This is a genomic window from Gluconacetobacter entanii (genome assembly GCF_013155425.1).
Taxonomy (GTDB): Bacteria; Pseudomonadota; Alphaproteobacteria; order Acetobacterales; family Acetobacteraceae; genus Novacetimonas; species Novacetimonas entanii.
In genome coordinates this window covers 1-15093 of sequence record NZ_JABJWD010000073.1, presented here as the reverse complement: position 1 = coordinate 15093, position 15093 = coordinate 1, and the positions used below count along the sequence as shown (strand labels likewise).

Below are 15093 nucleotides of genomic sequence, written 5' to 3'. Positions count from 1 at the left end.
CGGCAAGTCAGAAAGACAAAGGGGCTCGACGCCCGATGGCAGACGGATCTGAGGTTGCCCTGCGCGACCTGGCTGAATATCTCGCCGATGACATGGCGGCATGCAACCGTGCGATCGTTGAACGCATGGACAGTCCGGTCGCGCTGATCCCCCAGCTTGCGGCACATCTTGTCGCAGCGGGCGGGAAACGGCTGCGCCCGTTGCTGACGCTCGCGTCGGCGCGACTGTGCGGGTACAAGCCCGATGCCACACACCAGCGCCATGTCGCCCTTGCGGCGTGTGTGGAGTTCATCCACACCGCGACCCTGCTGCATGACGACGTGGTGGACGAGAGTACCCTGCGCCGTGGCCTGGCCAGCGCCAACGCCATCTTCGGCAACAAGGCATCGGTGCTGGTGGGCGACTTCCTGTTCGCCCGTTCGTTCCAGTTGATGACGGATGATGGGTCGCTGAAGGTCATGGGCATCCTGTCCTCCGCTTCCGCGACCATCGCGGAAGGGGAGGTGCTGCAGATGTCCACGCAGAACGACCTTTCGACCAGCATCGAAAAATACCTCGAAGTGATCCATGGCAAGACGGCGGCCCTGTTCGCCGCCGCCTGCCGGGTCGGTGCCGTCGTGGCCGATCAGCCGCTCAAGGCGGAAGAGGCGCTGGATTCCTACGGGACCAACCTTGGCATGGCGTTCCAGCTTGTGGATGATGCGCTGGATTACGCGGCGGATCAGGCCACGCTGGGCAAGACGATCGGCGATGACTTCCGCGAAGGGAAGATCACCCTGCCGGTACTGACAGCCTACACCGCAGGCACCGAGGAAGACCGCGCCTTCTGGCGACGCGTCATCGAAGAGAGCGAGCAGAAGCCCGGCGATCTTGAGCATGCGCTCGAACTGATTGCCCGGACCAATGCAATCGGCATCACGCTGGATCACGCCACCCGCTATGCCAACGCCGCGTCACAGGCGCTGGACATGTTCCCGCCATCGCGCCTGAAACAACTGCTGCAGGATACGGCATCCTACACCGTCAGCCGCCTGCGGTAATCAACCTGCCATCAGGCCCGCTCCGCAAAGGGGCGGGCGGTTTCATATCCCATACGGCGCAATCCCGGCAGTACTGCCCCGATATCCTCTGGCAGGGCGGTAAAGAATGCCTGTCCTGTCTCCTGCTGCTTCGCGGTGATGTTCCCTATACGGTGGGCAAGGCGCGCGGCCTGTCGTGATACGGCCTGTGCCGGGTCGATCCAGTTCAGGCCGGGGCGACCAAGCCGTCGGAAATGATCCAGCAGGAATGTGTAATGGGTGCACCCCAGCCCCACCACATCAATGGCATCGCCTCCTGGTTGGGAAAACAGCCCCGCCATTTCTGCGCTGATGGCCTGATCCGGGATCCGCTGCCCCCGAAAGGCCAGTTCGGACAGATCCGCAAGGTTGCGCGCGCCATAGGTCACAAGGGTGCAGTCCGGCGCAAACCGGTTTCGCAGGTCATGCAGATAGGAACGCGTCAGTGTCGCCCGCGTGGCCAGCAGGCCGATTGTCCTGCTTTGCGTCAGGTCGGCCGCCCATTTGATGGGGGGCACACAGCCCACGAAAGGCACGTCATGGCGTGCGCGGAGTTCACCAAGGGCCAGTGTGCTGGCGGTATTGCACGCGATGACGACCAGATCGGGCCGCAGGCGTGCAATGGCCTGCCCGACAAGCGTGACAATACGTGCGACCAGAAAATCGTCTGCCTGTTCCCCATAGGGAAAGACAGCCGTATCGGCGAGGTAGTCGATGCAGGCCCCGGGAATGTCCTGCCTGAGGCAGCGTACGATTCCCAGGCCCCCGATACCTGAATCAAATGCAAGTATCCGCACGTCCCGTCACGCCATCCATCACATCTGGAATCAGGCGCCCTTGGCGGCGGCAAGCTTGCGGGCCAGAGCCTCCTCCGCGCTGGCGACGCCACCATGCTTGGCCGACCATGCGCAGGGATTTTCAAGGAAGCGGCGCACCTCGTTCGCGTCCTTTTCGGAGAAATACGGCTTGCCAGAGCAGGCCTCAAGGATATCCCACCATGTGCACAGGGCATGCAGCGTGATGTCCATGTCCGCCAGCGTCTGGTACGCGCCGGGGAAGACGCCATAAAAGAACACAACAAACGTGTGGTTCACGATCGCACCCGCGTCACGCAGGGCCTGCGCGAACTGCACCTTGGACGACCCATCCGTCGTCAGGTCCTCCACCAGCAGGGTACGCATGTTCTCCGGCACATCGCCCTCGATCTGGGCGTTGCGGCCAAAGCCCTTGGGCTTCTTGCGGACATAGGCCATCGGCGCCATCATCCGGTCGGCAATCCATGCGGCAAAGGGAATCCCCGCCGTTTCCCCGCCGACCACGGCATCGATGCTTTCGTAACCGACATGGCGGCCGATCTTCTCCACGCCCAGTTCCATGATCTTCTGGCGTGCGCGGGGAAAGAAAATGATCCGGCGACAGTCGATATAAACTGGCGATTTCCAGCCCGAGGTCAGGGTGTAGGGTTCATCGGGACGGAAATTGACCGCCTTGATTTCCAGCAGGAGACGCGCGGTCGTCAGCGCGGCATCCCGATCCCATGCGGTTGAACCGGTTGAAAGACCAGCGCCATTTCCTGTTGCGTCGTGCATCTAACCTGACTCCAGATGAGGGATGATGAAATGTTGAAATGACGCTTACCGGGAAAAGCGCCGAAAATCCATAATTAGAGCAGGCGGGCGCAACATTGTGCTGCGGAGATACGTTTTCCCTGAAAAAACATGAATTTGAGAAATGGTTACAAGTGTTTTCTTGATTTCAGTGCAGGTTATCGACTAGACTTCACCTAGTTAATAATAATTCTCATTTTCGGGTGGTGTCTTATCGTGGGTTCTGAAACAAGCCATATCGTTCGCAACTGCGAACGGGCCGTTGTTACCGCGTACCAGGAACTGCGTCAGGTGGGGACAACCGATGTTTCCGCCTTTCATGCCTGCACAACGCTGTATCGCATTCACCATCCCGAGGCATCGCTGAACGAGGCACGGCGTCTGGTTTCCGAATGGATTGACCATCATGTCGTCCATCACAAGGCCGGTCCGACGGCCGGGTGCGACTGCGCCTGAACACGGCCAGCACCTGTCTGGCGGCATGCATGCCGCCAGACAGGTCTCCACACATGCGAACGGGCCTCTTTCATATATGAAAGAGGCCCGTTTTCATTGGCCCAAATGCGGCCCGTGCCTGTTTTCCCCGACCCGACGGGCCGGGGAAAGGGCAGGGATCAGGGACGTTCGGAAATGGGCGTGAAATCGCGCTGCGGGGAGCCGATATAAAGCTGGCGCGGGCGACCGATGCGCTGGCCCGGTTCCTCGATCATTTCCTTCCACTGGCTGATCCAGCCGGTGGTGCGCGCCACGGCGAACAGCACCGTGAACATGCTGGTCGGGATGCCCATGGCCTTGAGGATGATGCCGGAATAGAAATCGACATTCGGATACAGGCTGCGCTTGACGAAATATTCATCGCTGATCGCGATCTTTTCGAGTTCGATCGCAAGGTCGAGCAGCGGATCGTCCTTGATACCCAGTTCGCTCAGGACCTCGTGGCAGGTGGCCTGCATGATCTTGGCGCGCGGATCGAAGTTCTTGTAGACGCGATGGCCAAAGCCCATCAGGCGCACGCCGCTGCTCTTGTCCTTCACCTTGGCGATGAAGTCGGGGATGTTGTCCTTGTGACCGATCGAGGCCAGCATCTTCAGCACGGCTTCGTTCGCGCCACCATGCGCGGGTCCCCACAATGCCGCAATACCGGCGGAGATGCAGGCAAACGGGTTGGCCCCCGTGGATCCCGCAAGGCGCACCGTCGAGGTCGAGGCATTCTGTTCATGGTCCGCATGCAGGATCAGGATACGGTCCATGGCGCGGGCCAGCACCGGATTGATCTTGTACGGCTCGCTGGGAACCGCGAACATCATGGACAGGAAGTTTTCCGCATAGGACAGGTCATTGCGCGGATAGATGAACGTATCACCCTGCGTATAGCGATAGGCCCATGCGGCAATGGTCGGGATCTTCGCAATGATGCGCATGGCCGACAGGTTGCGGCTTGCCGCGTTCGAGATGTCGATCCCGTCATGATAGAAGGACGACAGTGCGCCCACCGTGCCACACAGGATCGCCATCGGATGCGCGTCGCGACGGAACCCGTTGAAGAAATTGCGGATCTGTTCATGCAGCAGGGTATGGTGCTTGATATCCGTCACGAAGGTGTCATAAGCCTTCTGGTCCGGCAGTTCGCCATTGAGCAGGAGATAGGCGACCTCCATGAACGTGGCTTTTTCCGCCAGTTGCGCAATGGGATATCCCCGATGCAGCAGGATGCCCTTTTCACCGTCGATAAACGTGATCTTGCTGGTGCACGACGCCGTCTCGCCATAGCCCGGATCAAAGGTGAATACGCCAGCCTGCGCAGGCAGCTTGCGGATATCAACAACATCCGGGCCCAGCGTGCCGGACAGAACCGGCAGCGTTGCGCTCGTTTCGCCTAGCGAGATAGTCGCGGTTTTTCCTGACTCGCTCATCAAACACTTCCTCCTGGTCGTCCGCCGTCGCTGTCGCGGTATGGCGAAACGTGTCTCCAACCTTGGGGCAGCCTGCCGTTCTGGCGACAGTTTCGTGCCTGCCCACGTTTTATGTGCCCACCCGTCCAATGCGGATCATGGCGGGCGTTGAAACCGAGATAAGGACGAAATGGCATCCATGGCAATCCGGGGCAGCCATGCCGCGCAAGCATCAGTCACACATGGCGCGATACAGTTTCATTTCGGAATTCCAGTTATTATTCCACGGAATTGCGCTGAAAAAGCACGCCATTGCGGCAGGGGGGAAGCCAAGCGACAGTGCGGGGGGAAGACTGCCCGAACCCGCGCGTCCCGCCAGTTCCACGACCAGGTTTCCAATACCCGGATTGTGAGATAAGACGATGATATTACAGTATTTTTCATCCACCTCCCACAGCACATCACGGATATGCTCCGCAGAGGTTTCGTAAAGTGCGTTCACATATTGGACATCGGGCGCGCGATCTCCGAAAAATGATCCCATTTCCGCCCATGTCTCCCGCGTGCGCAGGGAAGGGCTGATCAGTGCCAGGTCGGGAACGAACCCGATCCCGTGCAGGTCACGGCCCCGCTGGCGTGCAGACCGACGCCCCTGCGCGCTCAGGGGACGCCTGAGATCGGCATCCATTGCGAAATCACCAAAGGCCGCAGGCTGCGCCTGCGCATGGCGCATCAGTACAAGCCGGTGGGAGGCCCGCCGCCAGCCTTCATCAAGATCTGACATCCCCGGGATTTCAGGTCTGGGGCCTGTCATCGGCATGACGGGCGATGGCCTCGTGATGCCGGATGACTTCCTTAATGATGAAGGCGAGGAATTTTTCCGCAAAATCGGGATCAAGGTTCGCGCTGCGGGCCAGGGCGCGCAGGCGTTCGACCTGCTGGGCTTCGCGCGCCGTGTCCGCAGGGGGCATCTGGTAACGCGCCTTCAGGCGTCCCACGGCCTGCGTATGGCGAAAACGTTCCGCCAGCAGGTAAACCAGCGCCGCATCAATGTTGTCGATGCTGCGACGCAGTTCCAGCAGGGCATCGCGCGCCTCGTCCGGCACGGCGGTCACGGGTGTTTCATTCATGTAGGTCCAGGCTCCCAGTAAAATACCAGTAGAATACCAGCAAACGCAGGGTAAAAGCAGGTCTGTATGACGGGTCCGTCAGGACCGGGGGACGGTCGGGTCGATCCCCGGCAGGTCGATCCATGCCAGATGCCCGCCCTTGCCCGCGCCGGTATCCGTAAAGATCGCCGTGCCCCCGGCGCGACCGGTGCGCACCCAGGGGCGCCCGTCCGTCGAACGCCGGTCATGACCGCAATAGACGGTATAGCCCGCAGGAATGTGATCCACCCAGTTCAGGCGCCGTTCGGGATATCCGTCCTTCTGCATCCGGCCGGTCGTCTCCCCGAACAGCGCGCGGGAAAGGAGGGGGGTGACCGTGCCAAGGCCGGGGGGCGGGGCCTCGTCCAGCATGCGCACATGGAATCCCCCATGCACGAAGACATATTTCCCCAGCACGATCCATGCGGGCGCCATCGACAGGTCATCGATCGCGCGCACCCGCACATCCTCATTTTCGGGCGCCAGAAACTGCGCAAGGGTCTCCATCAGGGGAGGATCACGCCGCATCTTGCGCCCGTACAGGGCACGGGCGAGCTTGCGGTCATGGTTGCCCAGAACGAACAGCCCGCGGCGTTCATCGATCAGTTGCTGCATCAGCCGGAACGTCCCCACGCTGTCGGGGCCGTAATCCACCAGATCCCCCAACTGTATCAGGAACCGGTCCGTTGCCGCCGCATGCCGGAAAGCATGCAGGTCACCATGCACATCCCCCACGATACGGATGCGCCGCCCACCGATCATCCGGGCAATGGCATCATTGTCGGGGGCCAGCGGATGGCGGGTTTCCCCCACCGGATCGGCACCCGTGGGCACACCCGGCACGCGGGGGGAGAAACCGGGGGAGGATGCAACATCACCCGTCAAGGCCTGTGGGGAACGGGAGGGTAATCGACGTCTCAAACGAAAATCCTCTCCCTGAAACATGAATGACGGCCCATCGCCGCTTCCTGACCGAACCATAGCAGAGCAGACGCACCAGAGATGCGCATATCTGGGCTATTATCCATCAGGATAACGATCCTTGCACTACCCACAAACACAGGGATGGCTTGCCTTGACGTCTCCACGATGTTGCGCATCGACAATAGATAATGCCCCGGATGCCCGGGTCATGCGAAAATCACATGGTCACATTGCACATAATCATATCCAGATCCGCCGCTAGAGCAATCGTGAAGCCGGTGATGCAGGCGCGACGCAACTGTCACACGCTTTTGTTGTGACGCCCGCCCCGAGACGGAGAACAGATGTCAGGAGGGAAAACGATGCACATTCCCCCATATCGCCTGCACCGTAACAATCCTGTAAGGGAAAACGTCACGGCACGGATCGGCCGTCAGGGTCGGCAGGGGGAGGGCGCATCGGATGGTCCACGCGCGACAGGGGCGTAACGTAAACCGCCCCGGACCGCACGGGGGGCATCACCAACGACAACCGGCCCGGTGCAGCAGATGCGCTGGCGCACACAAAAAAAGACTTTGAGGGAAAGTTCATGATCGACCACACCCGAATCCGGAATACGGCGCTCCGGGCAAAGATCACGACCGCAGAACAGGCTGCGTCGTTCATCAAGCCCGGCATGACGGTCGGCACCAGCGGCTTTACCGGCGCAGGCTATCCCAAGGCGGTCCCCGAGGCGCTGGCCGCCCTGATGGAAGGCGAACATGCCAAGGGTAACGATTTCCGTATCCGCCTGCTGACGGGTGCCTCCACCGGGCCGGAACTCGACGGTGCGCTGGCCAAGGTCAACGGCATCTCCTTCCGCATGCCCTACAACTCCGACCCGACGCTGCGCGCGCGCATCAACAAGGGCGAGACCGAATATCTCGACATGCATCTCAGCCATGTCGCGCCGATGGCATGGGCCGGCTTCTTTGGCGAGATCGACACCGCGATCATCGAGGCCACCGCCATCCGCGAGGACGGCAGCATCGTGCCGTCCTCCTCGGTCGGCAACTCCAAGACATGGCTCGACACCGCGAAACAGGTCATCATCGAGGTCAATAGCTGGCAGGACAGCGCGCTTGAGGGGATGCATGACATCTGGACCGGCACCGCGCTGCCGCCGCACCGCCAGCCCATCCCCCTGATCCGGCCCGACGAACGCATCGGGGAGACGTCGCTGCGGGTGGACCCGGCCAAGATCGTGGCCATTGTCGAAACCCACGCGCCCGACCGCAATGCGCCGTTCAGCCCGCCCGATGCCTCGGCCAAGGCCATTGCCGGACACCTGATGGAATTCTTCCGCCACGAAGTCGCGCGCGGCCGCCTGCCGCAGTCGCTGCTGCCGCTGCAGTCGGGCGTGGGCAATGTCGCCAACGCCGTGATGGGCGGACTGGAGGAAGGACCGTTCGAAAACCTGACCGCGTTCACCGAGGTGATCCAGGACGGCATGCTGGGCATGCTGGAAACGGGCAAGATGCGCGTCGCCTCGGCCACCGCGTTCTCGCTCAGCCCCGAGGCTGCGGAATCGCTGAATTCGCGCATGCGGGAGTTCCAGAAGAAGATCATCCTGCGCCCGCAGGACATCAGCAACCATCCCGGCCTGATCCGTCGCCTTGGCTGTATCGCGATGAACGGCCTGATCGAATCCGACATCTATGGCAACGTGAACTCCACGCAGATCATGGGATCGAAGATCCAGAACGGCATCGGCGGCTCGGGCGACTTTGCCCGCAATGCCTACATCTCCGTCTTCATGACGCCCTCGACGGCCAAGGGCGGCAAGATTTCGGCAATCGTGCCGATGGCGTCGCATGTCGATCACATCACGCAGGATTCGCAGGTACTGGTGACCGAACAGGGGCTGGCCGACCTGCGTGGCCTGTCGCCCAAGCAGCGCGCCGAAGTCATCATCGCCAACTGCGCGCATCCCGACTATCGCCCGATGCTGCAGGATTACTACAAGCGCGCCCGCGCCGGGTCGTTCGGGCAGCAGTCTCCGCACCTGCTGACCGAAGCCCTGTCATGGCACCAGCGCTTCATCGAAACGGGCTCCATGCTTCCGTCCTGACCATAACGAACCGCCAGCCTGTCCCGCGGGACAGGCTGGTACGGCCTGTGCCGTGTCTTTATCGGCGTCAGGGTGATACGGCGTGCGCGGGGGATGCATTCTCCTGCGCCACCATGGCCGAGGCGCGTTCCAGGTCGATCGACAGCACGCGACTGACCCCGCGTTCCTGCATGGTCACGCCATACAATCGGTCCATATGCGCCATCGTCAACTGATGATGGGTGACCACCAGGAACCGCGTGCCGGCCTCCGCCACCATATCGCCAAGCAGGCCGCAGAACCGGCCGACATTGGCGTCATCAAGCGGCGCATCAACTTCGTCGAGCACGCAGATCGGGGCGGGATTGCAGCGGAACACCGCGAAAATCAGCGACAGCGCCGTCAGTGCCTGCTCCCCACCGGACAGCAGCGACAGGGTCGCCAGTTTCTTGCCCGGCGGCTGGGCATAGATTTCAAGCCCCGCCTGCAGGGGATCGTCATTGCCGACCATGCCCAGATGCGCACGCCCGCCATTGAACATCCGCGTAAACAGGGACTGGAAATGGTGGTCGATCTGCGAAAAGACCGCCATCAGCCGCTCCCGTCCCTCGCGGTTGAGGTTGCCGATCGTCCCACGCAGCCGGGCAATCGCGGATTCAAGCTCCGCGCGTTCGGTCATGATGGTATTGATCTTCTCTCCCGCCTCGTTGGCCTCGATCTCCGCACGCAGGTTCACCGGCCCCAGTTCATCGCGCTGACGCACAAGGCGGCCGACCTTGCGACGCAATCCGGCTTCGGCCGATTCGCTCAGGTCGGTCGGCACGACACCGGCTGGCGGCTGCGATTCCGCAAGAAGTTGGGCAAGGATGGCATCGGCCTGCTCCTGCCTGCCTTCCGCGCGCAGCACATCCTCACGCATGCTGATCATCGCGGCATCCGCCTTTTCACGGGCAGCCTGCGCCTCGGCCAGCCTGTTTTCCGCGGCCTTCAGCGCCTCCGCCGACTGGTTATGCCGCTCCTCCGCGGTGGACAGGTCGGTGGTGACGGCTTCGCTACGCGATGTGATTTCCTCGGGCTGCAGCGCCGTGCGGGCATGATCTTCCTGCGCGACACGCAGGCGTTCCTGCGTGGCCGCCACGTCGCGCTGCGTCGCCTCCACCCGTTCGCGCCATTCCGCCAGGCCAGCCACGGCTGCGGAAATACGCTGCGTCAGGGCGTCATGTTCCGTCTCGATACGTCCCAGCAGGTCGCGCAGTTCCTGCTCCGCCTGCCGTGTTGCCGCTGATGCCCCGCGCAATGCTTCGAGTTCGCGGGCCAGCACATCCCGGTCGGGCAGGGCGGCCTGATCGGCGGCGATGCGTGCGCAGGTTTCGGAAATGGCGGCAAGTTCGCGCGTCACCTCGTCAAGGCGCGGTTCCTGCGCGTCGAGAATGCTGCGGATCTCATGCTGGCGGTTCCCGGCCTCGGTCCGGGCCTGCGTTGCGTCCTCAAGCGCCTTTTGTGTCGCATCCCGGCCGTCCTGTGCGGCGGACAGGCGTTGCGCGGCTGCTTCCGCCGCCTGCTGCGCGGCGTCCAGTATGGCTGCGGCCTGTTCTGGCGGCGGGAGCGAGACCTGATAGGCCTGTGCCCGTTCATGATCCTGCCCGGCCTGTGCAAGGTCCTGCGCCATGCGGGCAAGGGCGGGCGTAATCGCCTGGAGCCGCGTCTCCGCCTCGCCATGGCGGTTGACCGCTTCATTAAGGGCCCGCCGGGCCGATTCAAGCTTTGCCTGAGTGTCCTGGCGGGCCTGACGGGCCTGTGCTTCCTCCTGCCGGGCCGCAACCGCTGCCGCCGCCGCACGCTCAAGTTCCGCCTGCAGCAGGGCGGGGGCAGGCTCGGCCGCTTCCTCGCGCTGCGCGGCCTCCAGCGTCTGGCGTGCCTCGGCATCGGCGGCGCGTGCGGTATCGAGTTGCACGGCAATCGTATCCAGACGCGCGCGCACCGCCGCATCCTGCCGTCCCAGTTCCGATTCCTGCCGCCGCAACTGACCAAGCTTTTCCTCGACACCGGCCCGACGGGCGCGGGTTTCCTTCATCGCGGCCATGGCCGCATCCAGCGCGGATTGTGCGTCACTGGCCGCCTGCCTGCGATCCGGAAGTTCAGCGCGCAGCCGTTCAAGTTCGGCGCGAATGTCACGCAGGCGGTTGATCTGGCGCAGTTTCAGGGCCGCACGGCTGGGCAGGTTTCCGGCAAGCCGGTACCCATCCCACCGCCACAATGCCCCGTCACGGGTCACAAGGCACTGTCCGGGTGCAAGCTGGCGCTGCAGCGCATCCCCATCCGCCCCATCGTCAAGCAGTCCGGCAAACGCCAGCACGCGCGCCAGTGCTTCGGGCGCATCAATCAGGGTCCGCAGGGGACGGATGCCCCCTGCGGGAAAGGCGGGGACGTCAAGGGCGGGCAAATCGCGCCACTGCCGCGCCGCCGCGGACGAAACCGAGGCTTCCAGCCCCTCCGCCAGCACCACGGCAAGGGCCGTTTCCAGTCCTTCGGGAATATGCAGCAGCGTGGCGATATCGGGGGCACCGCTGTCCTGCGCCGCGCCATCGGCGGCAAGGGCCTTGGCCAGTCCGTCGGCTTCGGCGTCCATGCCCGTCAGTGCGGCGGTCAGTTCACCCAGACGGCGGGCCTGTGCCTCGCTTTCGGTGCGGCTCTCGGCAATCCGCCGTTCCGCCGCCTGCAGGGCTTCTTCCGCACGGCCATGATCCTGCTCGGCCGCCTTGCGCGCCGCAATGGCTTCTTCCAGCTTGCCGGGGGGCAGGGCCTCACGCTCGATCCGGGCGGTTTCTTCCGCCAGCGACGCCAGTTGGGCCGCCGCGCGTGCACAGGCGGAACGCGCGGCACGGGTCGCCTGCTCCAGCGTGGTGCGCCGTGTGGCGGCCTGTTCCACACGGGCGCGGACTTCCATTTCCGTCGCCGCGAGTTCGGTGCGCACGACCTCCGCACGTTCAAGCGCCTCACGCGCGGCGTCAAAGGCGGCCTCGGACGTCGTGACATCGTGCCCCAGCGCCGCCAGCCGGTCCTGCGCCACCAGCAGTTCGCGTGCCTCCGCCTCACGCCTGTTCAGCGCGGCATGATCGCGTTGCAGGGTTTCCAGCCGCGCGGTCGCCTGCGCCAGTTCCTGCGCGGCCTGCTCGTGCTGGCGCCGGGTCTCCGCCGCCTCGTTGCGTGCGATATTCGCCTTGAGCACACAGTCGGACTGAAACTGTGTTGCCGTTTCCAGTTCGGCGCGGGCCTGCCGGGCGGCCTGCGTCGCCTCCGCCACCGTGCCGTCAAGGGCCGCCAGCATGTCCGCGTCGGGCATTTCCGCGCGCAGGCGCGTAATCTCCGCCGCGATCTCGTCATGGCGGGCCTGCAATTGTGCCTGCCGTTCGCTGGCGGCGGTGCGGGCCTCTTCCATCTGGGCAAAGCGCAACTGCGCTTCCCGCGCGGCAACGCTCGCCTTTTCAAGGGCCTCGCCCTGATCGCGCGCCTGCGCCTCTAGCCGGGCGAGTTCTTCACGCGCCTGCGCCCGACGTTCGGGCAGGGTGTCAAGGGCGGCCTGTGCGTCCGCACGTTCCGTCTCCAGCCGTTCCAGCATGGTCCGGGCGTCGCCCTGACGTGCAAGGGCGGCTTCATGATCCTGCTGGCACTGCTCCAGGCGGGCCTGCGCCTCCGCCACGGCGGCGTTGGCACGGGCGACCTCGGCTGCGATATTTTCCGCCATCACGCGATGCCGTTCCAGCAGGCTGCGCTGGGTGTCGGCCTGCGTGCGCAGTCCGGGCAGGGCCTGCGTTGCCTCGAACTGCGCGATGGTGGCGTCTTCGGCGGCCTGTTCCGCCGCGACCAGCGCCTGACGGGTGGCATGCAGGGTGTCGCGCGCCTGCGTCACCGCATTGCGCGCACGCGCATGCAGCAGCGCAAGCAGCATGGTTTCGCTCTCACGCAGTCCCTGCGACAGTTCCCGATACCGCGCGGCCTGCGTCGCCTGCGCCTGCAGGTCGCCGAGGCGTGCCTCAAGCTGAAGGCGCAGGTCCTCCGCACGTTCAAGGTTCGCCTCGGTTGCGCGTAATTTCAGTTCCGCTTCATGCCGCCGTCCATGCAGGCCGGTGATGCCGGCGGCTTCTTCCAAAATGGTGCGCCGTTCTTCGGGACGGGCATTCACAAGGGCGGAGACGCGCCCCTGGCTGACCATCGCGGACGAACGCGCCCCCGACGCCAGATCGGCAAACAGGGTCTGTACGTCGCGCGCGCGCATGGCCTTGCCATTGATGCGATACCCGCTTCCCGCGCCACGTTCGGCACGCCGGACGACCTGCAGTTCATCCTGCCCCTGGAACGGGGGCGGGGCGACCTCGGCCGTGCCCTCCAGTGACAGCGTGACCTCCGCCGTGTTGCGCGCGGGGCGTGCGGCGGTGCCCGCGAAGATCAGGTCATCCATTTCCCCCCCGCGCAGGGACCGCGCGGACGTTTCCCCCATGGCCCAGCGCAGGGCCTCGACCACATTCGACTTGCCACAGCCATTGGGCCCGACAATACCCGTCAGGCCCGGCAGGATTTCTATGGATGCCGGATCGGCAAAACTCTTGAATCCGGCAATGCGAAGGCGGGCGAAACGTGCTGTCATGAAGAAACCGGCTGCCTTGGGAAATCAGGAAAGGGAATCGACTTTCTGGGCGAACTGCTCATAGGTCAGTTCCTGGGAGACCTGTTCCTTGTCGTTGAAACGGAACGTCGGGGTGCCGTCGATCTTGTACTGGGCCTGCGCGCGGTCTTCTTCGTCCATGATGGCGTGACGCAGCTTGTCATCGGCCAGCGTCTGCTGGAACTGCTCCGCCGACATGCCCGCCAGCGCCGCCATCTTGCGCAGTTCGTCCTGCGGGTTGACATCCTTGCCAAACGCCCAGCGGTCCTGACTGGCGAGCAGGGCCAGCACGAACGCCTCATACCGGTCGCCGGGCAGGGCGCGCGCGATCATCGCGGCCGACAGCGCGACTTGGTCCAGCGGGAAATCACAGAAGATGTAATAGACCTTCCCCGTGTCGATCAGCTTGCTGCGCACCTCGGGAAAGACTTCCTGCGAAAAGCGGGCGCAATGGGTGCAGGTCAGGGAGAACCATTCCTCCACATGCACCTTGGCGGACGGATTGCCCAGCGCGCGGATGGCAAGGCGCGGATCGGCCGCCTGTGCCCGCGCGCGCGAAGCCACCCCGGCGCCGAGCATCAGGGCAGGCGCGGCGGAAGCAAGCAGTGTGCGACGTTTGATAAGCATTGCAGCGGACCTCCGGATAAGAAAACGCATCGTGATATCGCAAAGAACTGTCAAAGGACGGGTGCGTCAAGGCCAATGACGCCCGGCCATGACCGCCAGCGGGGCTGACCGGCATGTCGGGCGTCACCTGCGTGTCATGCGGCCGCGACGGGCATGTCCTATTTCTGGGGCGCGGGTACCGGGTCCGCCACGGGATCGGCAACCGGGCGGACCCGCAGTTTGCGGATATGGCGGGCATCCGCATCAAGGATGCGAAAGACCGTGCCGCTTTCATGCGTCACGACCTCGCCCCGGGTCGGCACATGGCCCGCCAGCCGGAAGACAAGGCCGCCCACCGTCTCGATTTCCGCCTCGCGCTCGTCCTGCGTCAGGATGGGGCCGGTGCGCTGTTCGAACTGTGCGATGGGCAGGCGCGCATCGACGTCGAACGTGCCGTCATTGCGTTCCTGCAGCATCGCCACCGTGGGTTCGTCATGTTCGTCGGAAATGTCGCCCACGATGGTTTCGATCAGGTCCTCGATGGTGACAAGCCCGTCGATACCGCCATATTCGTCAATCACAAGCGCGAGATGCACATGCCGCAACCGCATCTGCAACAGCAGGTCCAGCACCGGCAGTTGTGGCGCCACCATGAGGGGCTGGCGCAGCAGCGGTTCGATACTGAAGGCCTCGCTGGTGCCAAGATAGGCGATGAGGTCCTTCACATGGATCATGCCCACGATGTCATCAAGCTGGTCGCGATAGACCGGCATGCGCGAATGGTTTTCACGCCGCATCATCGCCAGTGCCTCATCCAGGCTGATGGAGGCGGGCATGGCCACGATATCGGCGCGCGGGATCATCACGTCATCGGCGGTGATGCCACGCAGGCGCAGGACATTGGCCAGCAGCGCACGCTCCTGCCGGTCAAGTTCCGAGGATGGGGATTCCGTCGTGTCATCGGCCGCCGCATCCGCTTCCTTGACCAGTGCCGCAATCGAATGCCGCAGGCCCTGGTCGCTGTTGCGCCGCCGCCCGAACAGGGACAGGAAACCGCGTCCCCGGGGGGCAGGCGTGGCCGCACCGGATTCGGCCGGGGGAGAAGG

General features: G+C 63.7%; 13 protein-coding genes. 4 read left to right on the top strand and 9 right to left on the bottom strand.

Translation table 11 applies throughout. From position 1 onward, the window contains the following. Positions 1-35 precede the first annotated feature (35 nt). A complete protein-coding gene (locus tag HNH97_RS12900) occupies positions 36-1040 on the top strand; it encodes a polyprenyl synthetase family protein (protein ID WP_110913863.1) in 1005 nt (334 codons plus the stop codon). 11 nt (positions 1041-1051) lie between these two features. Here the strand turns inward: HNH97_RS12900 and murI are convergent, their stop codons facing one another. Then, a complete protein-coding gene (gene murI, locus HNH97_RS12895; protein ID WP_171791144.1) occupies positions 1052-1855 on the bottom strand; it encodes a glutamate racemase in 804 nt (267 codons plus the stop codon). Between the two features lie 30 nt (positions 1856-1885). Further along, the gene (locus HNH97_RS12890; protein ID WP_110093757.1) at positions 1886-2647 is read right to left on the bottom strand and encodes an orotate phosphoribosyltransferase; all 762 of its coding nucleotides are present in this window, start codon (positions 2645-2647) and stop codon (positions 1886-1888) included. 234 nt (positions 2648-2881) lie between these two features. Between HNH97_RS12890 and HNH97_RS12885 the strand changes: the two genes are divergently transcribed. Next, complete coding sequence (locus HNH97_RS12885) at positions 2882-3121, top strand: hypothetical protein (protein ID WP_110913861.1); 240 nt, start codon at positions 2882-2884, stop codon at positions 3119-3121. Positions 3122-3279: 158 nt separating this feature from the next. Here HNH97_RS12885 and gltA read toward each other — a convergent pair whose 3' ends face one another. From gltA to HNH97_RS12865, 4 genes are all read right to left on the bottom strand, one after another. Next, positions 3280-4578 carry a citrate synthase gene (gltA, locus tag HNH97_RS12880; RefSeq protein ID WP_171791143.1) on the bottom strand — a complete coding sequence of 433 codons (1299 nt, stop codon included), beginning with the start codon at positions 4576-4578 and terminating at the stop codon, positions 3280-3282. 211 nt (positions 4579-4789) lie between these two features. Beyond that, complete coding sequence (locus HNH97_RS12875) at positions 4790-5341, bottom strand: SixA phosphatase family protein (protein ID WP_110913859.1); 552 nt, start codon at positions 5339-5341, stop codon at positions 4790-4792. Between the two features lie 10 nt (positions 5342-5351). Continuing rightward, the gene (locus tag HNH97_RS12870; protein ID WP_110913858.1) at positions 5352-5687 is read right to left on the bottom strand and encodes a chorismate mutase; all 336 of its coding nucleotides are present in this window, start codon (positions 5685-5687) and stop codon (positions 5352-5354) included. A 78-nt stretch (positions 5688-5765) separates the two neighbouring features. Next, positions 5766-6467, bottom strand: coding sequence for a metallophosphoesterase (locus HNH97_RS12865; RefSeq protein ID WP_171791202.1), 702 nt, complete (start codon positions 6465-6467; stop codon positions 5766-5768). A gap of 524 nt (positions 6468-6991) precedes the next feature. Between HNH97_RS12865 and HNH97_RS18195 the strand changes: the two genes are divergently transcribed. Beyond that, on the top strand, positions 6992-7117 hold the full coding sequence (locus HNH97_RS18195; RefSeq protein ID WP_265176118.1) for a hypothetical protein: 126 nt from the start codon (positions 6992-6994) through the stop codon (positions 7115-7117). Positions 7118-7218: 101 nt separating this feature from the next. After that, a complete protein-coding gene (locus HNH97_RS12860) occupies positions 7219-8739 on the top strand; it encodes an acetyl-CoA hydrolase/transferase family protein (RefSeq protein ID WP_171791142.1) in 1521 nt (506 codons plus the stop codon). 67 nt (positions 8740-8806) lie between these two features. Here the strand turns inward: HNH97_RS12860 and HNH97_RS12855 are convergent, their stop codons facing one another. The 3 genes from HNH97_RS12855 to HNH97_RS12845 form a co-directional block, all read right to left on the bottom strand. After that, on the bottom strand, positions 8807-13363 hold the full coding sequence (locus HNH97_RS12855; protein WP_171791141.1) for an AAA family ATPase: 4557 nt from the start codon (positions 13361-13363) through the stop codon (positions 8807-8809). Between the two features lie 24 nt (positions 13364-13387). Continuing rightward, positions 13388-14008, bottom strand: coding sequence for a thioredoxin domain-containing protein (locus HNH97_RS12850; protein WP_171791140.1), 621 nt, complete (start codon positions 14006-14008; stop codon positions 13388-13390). 158 nt (positions 14009-14166) lie between these two features. Continuing rightward, positions 14167-15036 carry a hemolysin family protein gene (locus HNH97_RS12845; protein ID WP_244949446.1) on the bottom strand — a complete coding sequence of 290 codons (870 nt, stop codon included), beginning with the start codon at positions 15034-15036 and terminating at the stop codon, positions 14167-14169. Positions 15037-15093 lie beyond the last annotated feature (57 nt).

Bases quoted from the DNA above. Each gene is read 5' to 3' on its own strand.
- HNH97_RS12900 (WP_110913863.1), top strand. From the start codon at position 36: ATGGCAGACGGATCTGAGGTTGCCCTGCGCGACCTGGCTGAATATCTC.
- gltA (WP_171791143.1), bottom strand. From the start codon at position 4,578: ATGAGCGAGTCAGGAAAAACCGCGACTATCTCGCTAGGCGAAACGAGC.
- HNH97_RS12860 (WP_171791142.1), top strand. From the start codon at position 7,219: ATGATCGACCACACCCGAATCCGGAATACGGCGCTCCGGGCAAAGATC.
- HNH97_RS12865 (WP_171791202.1), bottom strand. From the start codon at position 6,467: ATGATCGGTGGGCGGCGCATCCGTATCGTGGGGGATGTGCATGGTGAC.
- HNH97_RS12855 (WP_171791141.1), bottom strand. From the start codon at position 13,363: ATGACAGCACGTTTCGCCCGCCTTCGCATTGCCGGATTCAAGAGTTTT.
- HNH97_RS12850 (WP_171791140.1), bottom strand. From the start codon at position 14,008: ATGCTTATCAAACGTCGCACACTGCTTGCTTCCGCCGCGCCTGCCCTG.
- HNH97_RS18195 (WP_265176118.1), top strand. From the start codon at position 6,992: ATGCACATTCCCCCATATCGCCTGCACCGTAACAATCCTGTAAGGGAA.
- HNH97_RS12870 (WP_110913858.1), bottom strand. From the start codon at position 5,687: ATGAATGAAACACCCGTGACCGCCGTGCCGGACGAGGCGCGCGATGCC.
- HNH97_RS12875 (WP_110913859.1), bottom strand. From the start codon at position 5,341: ATGTCAGATCTTGATGAAGGCTGGCGGCGGGCCTCCCACCGGCTTGTA.
- HNH97_RS12890 (WP_110093757.1), bottom strand. From the start codon at position 2,647: ATGCACGACGCAACAGGAAATGGCGCTGGTCTTTCAACCGGTTCAACC.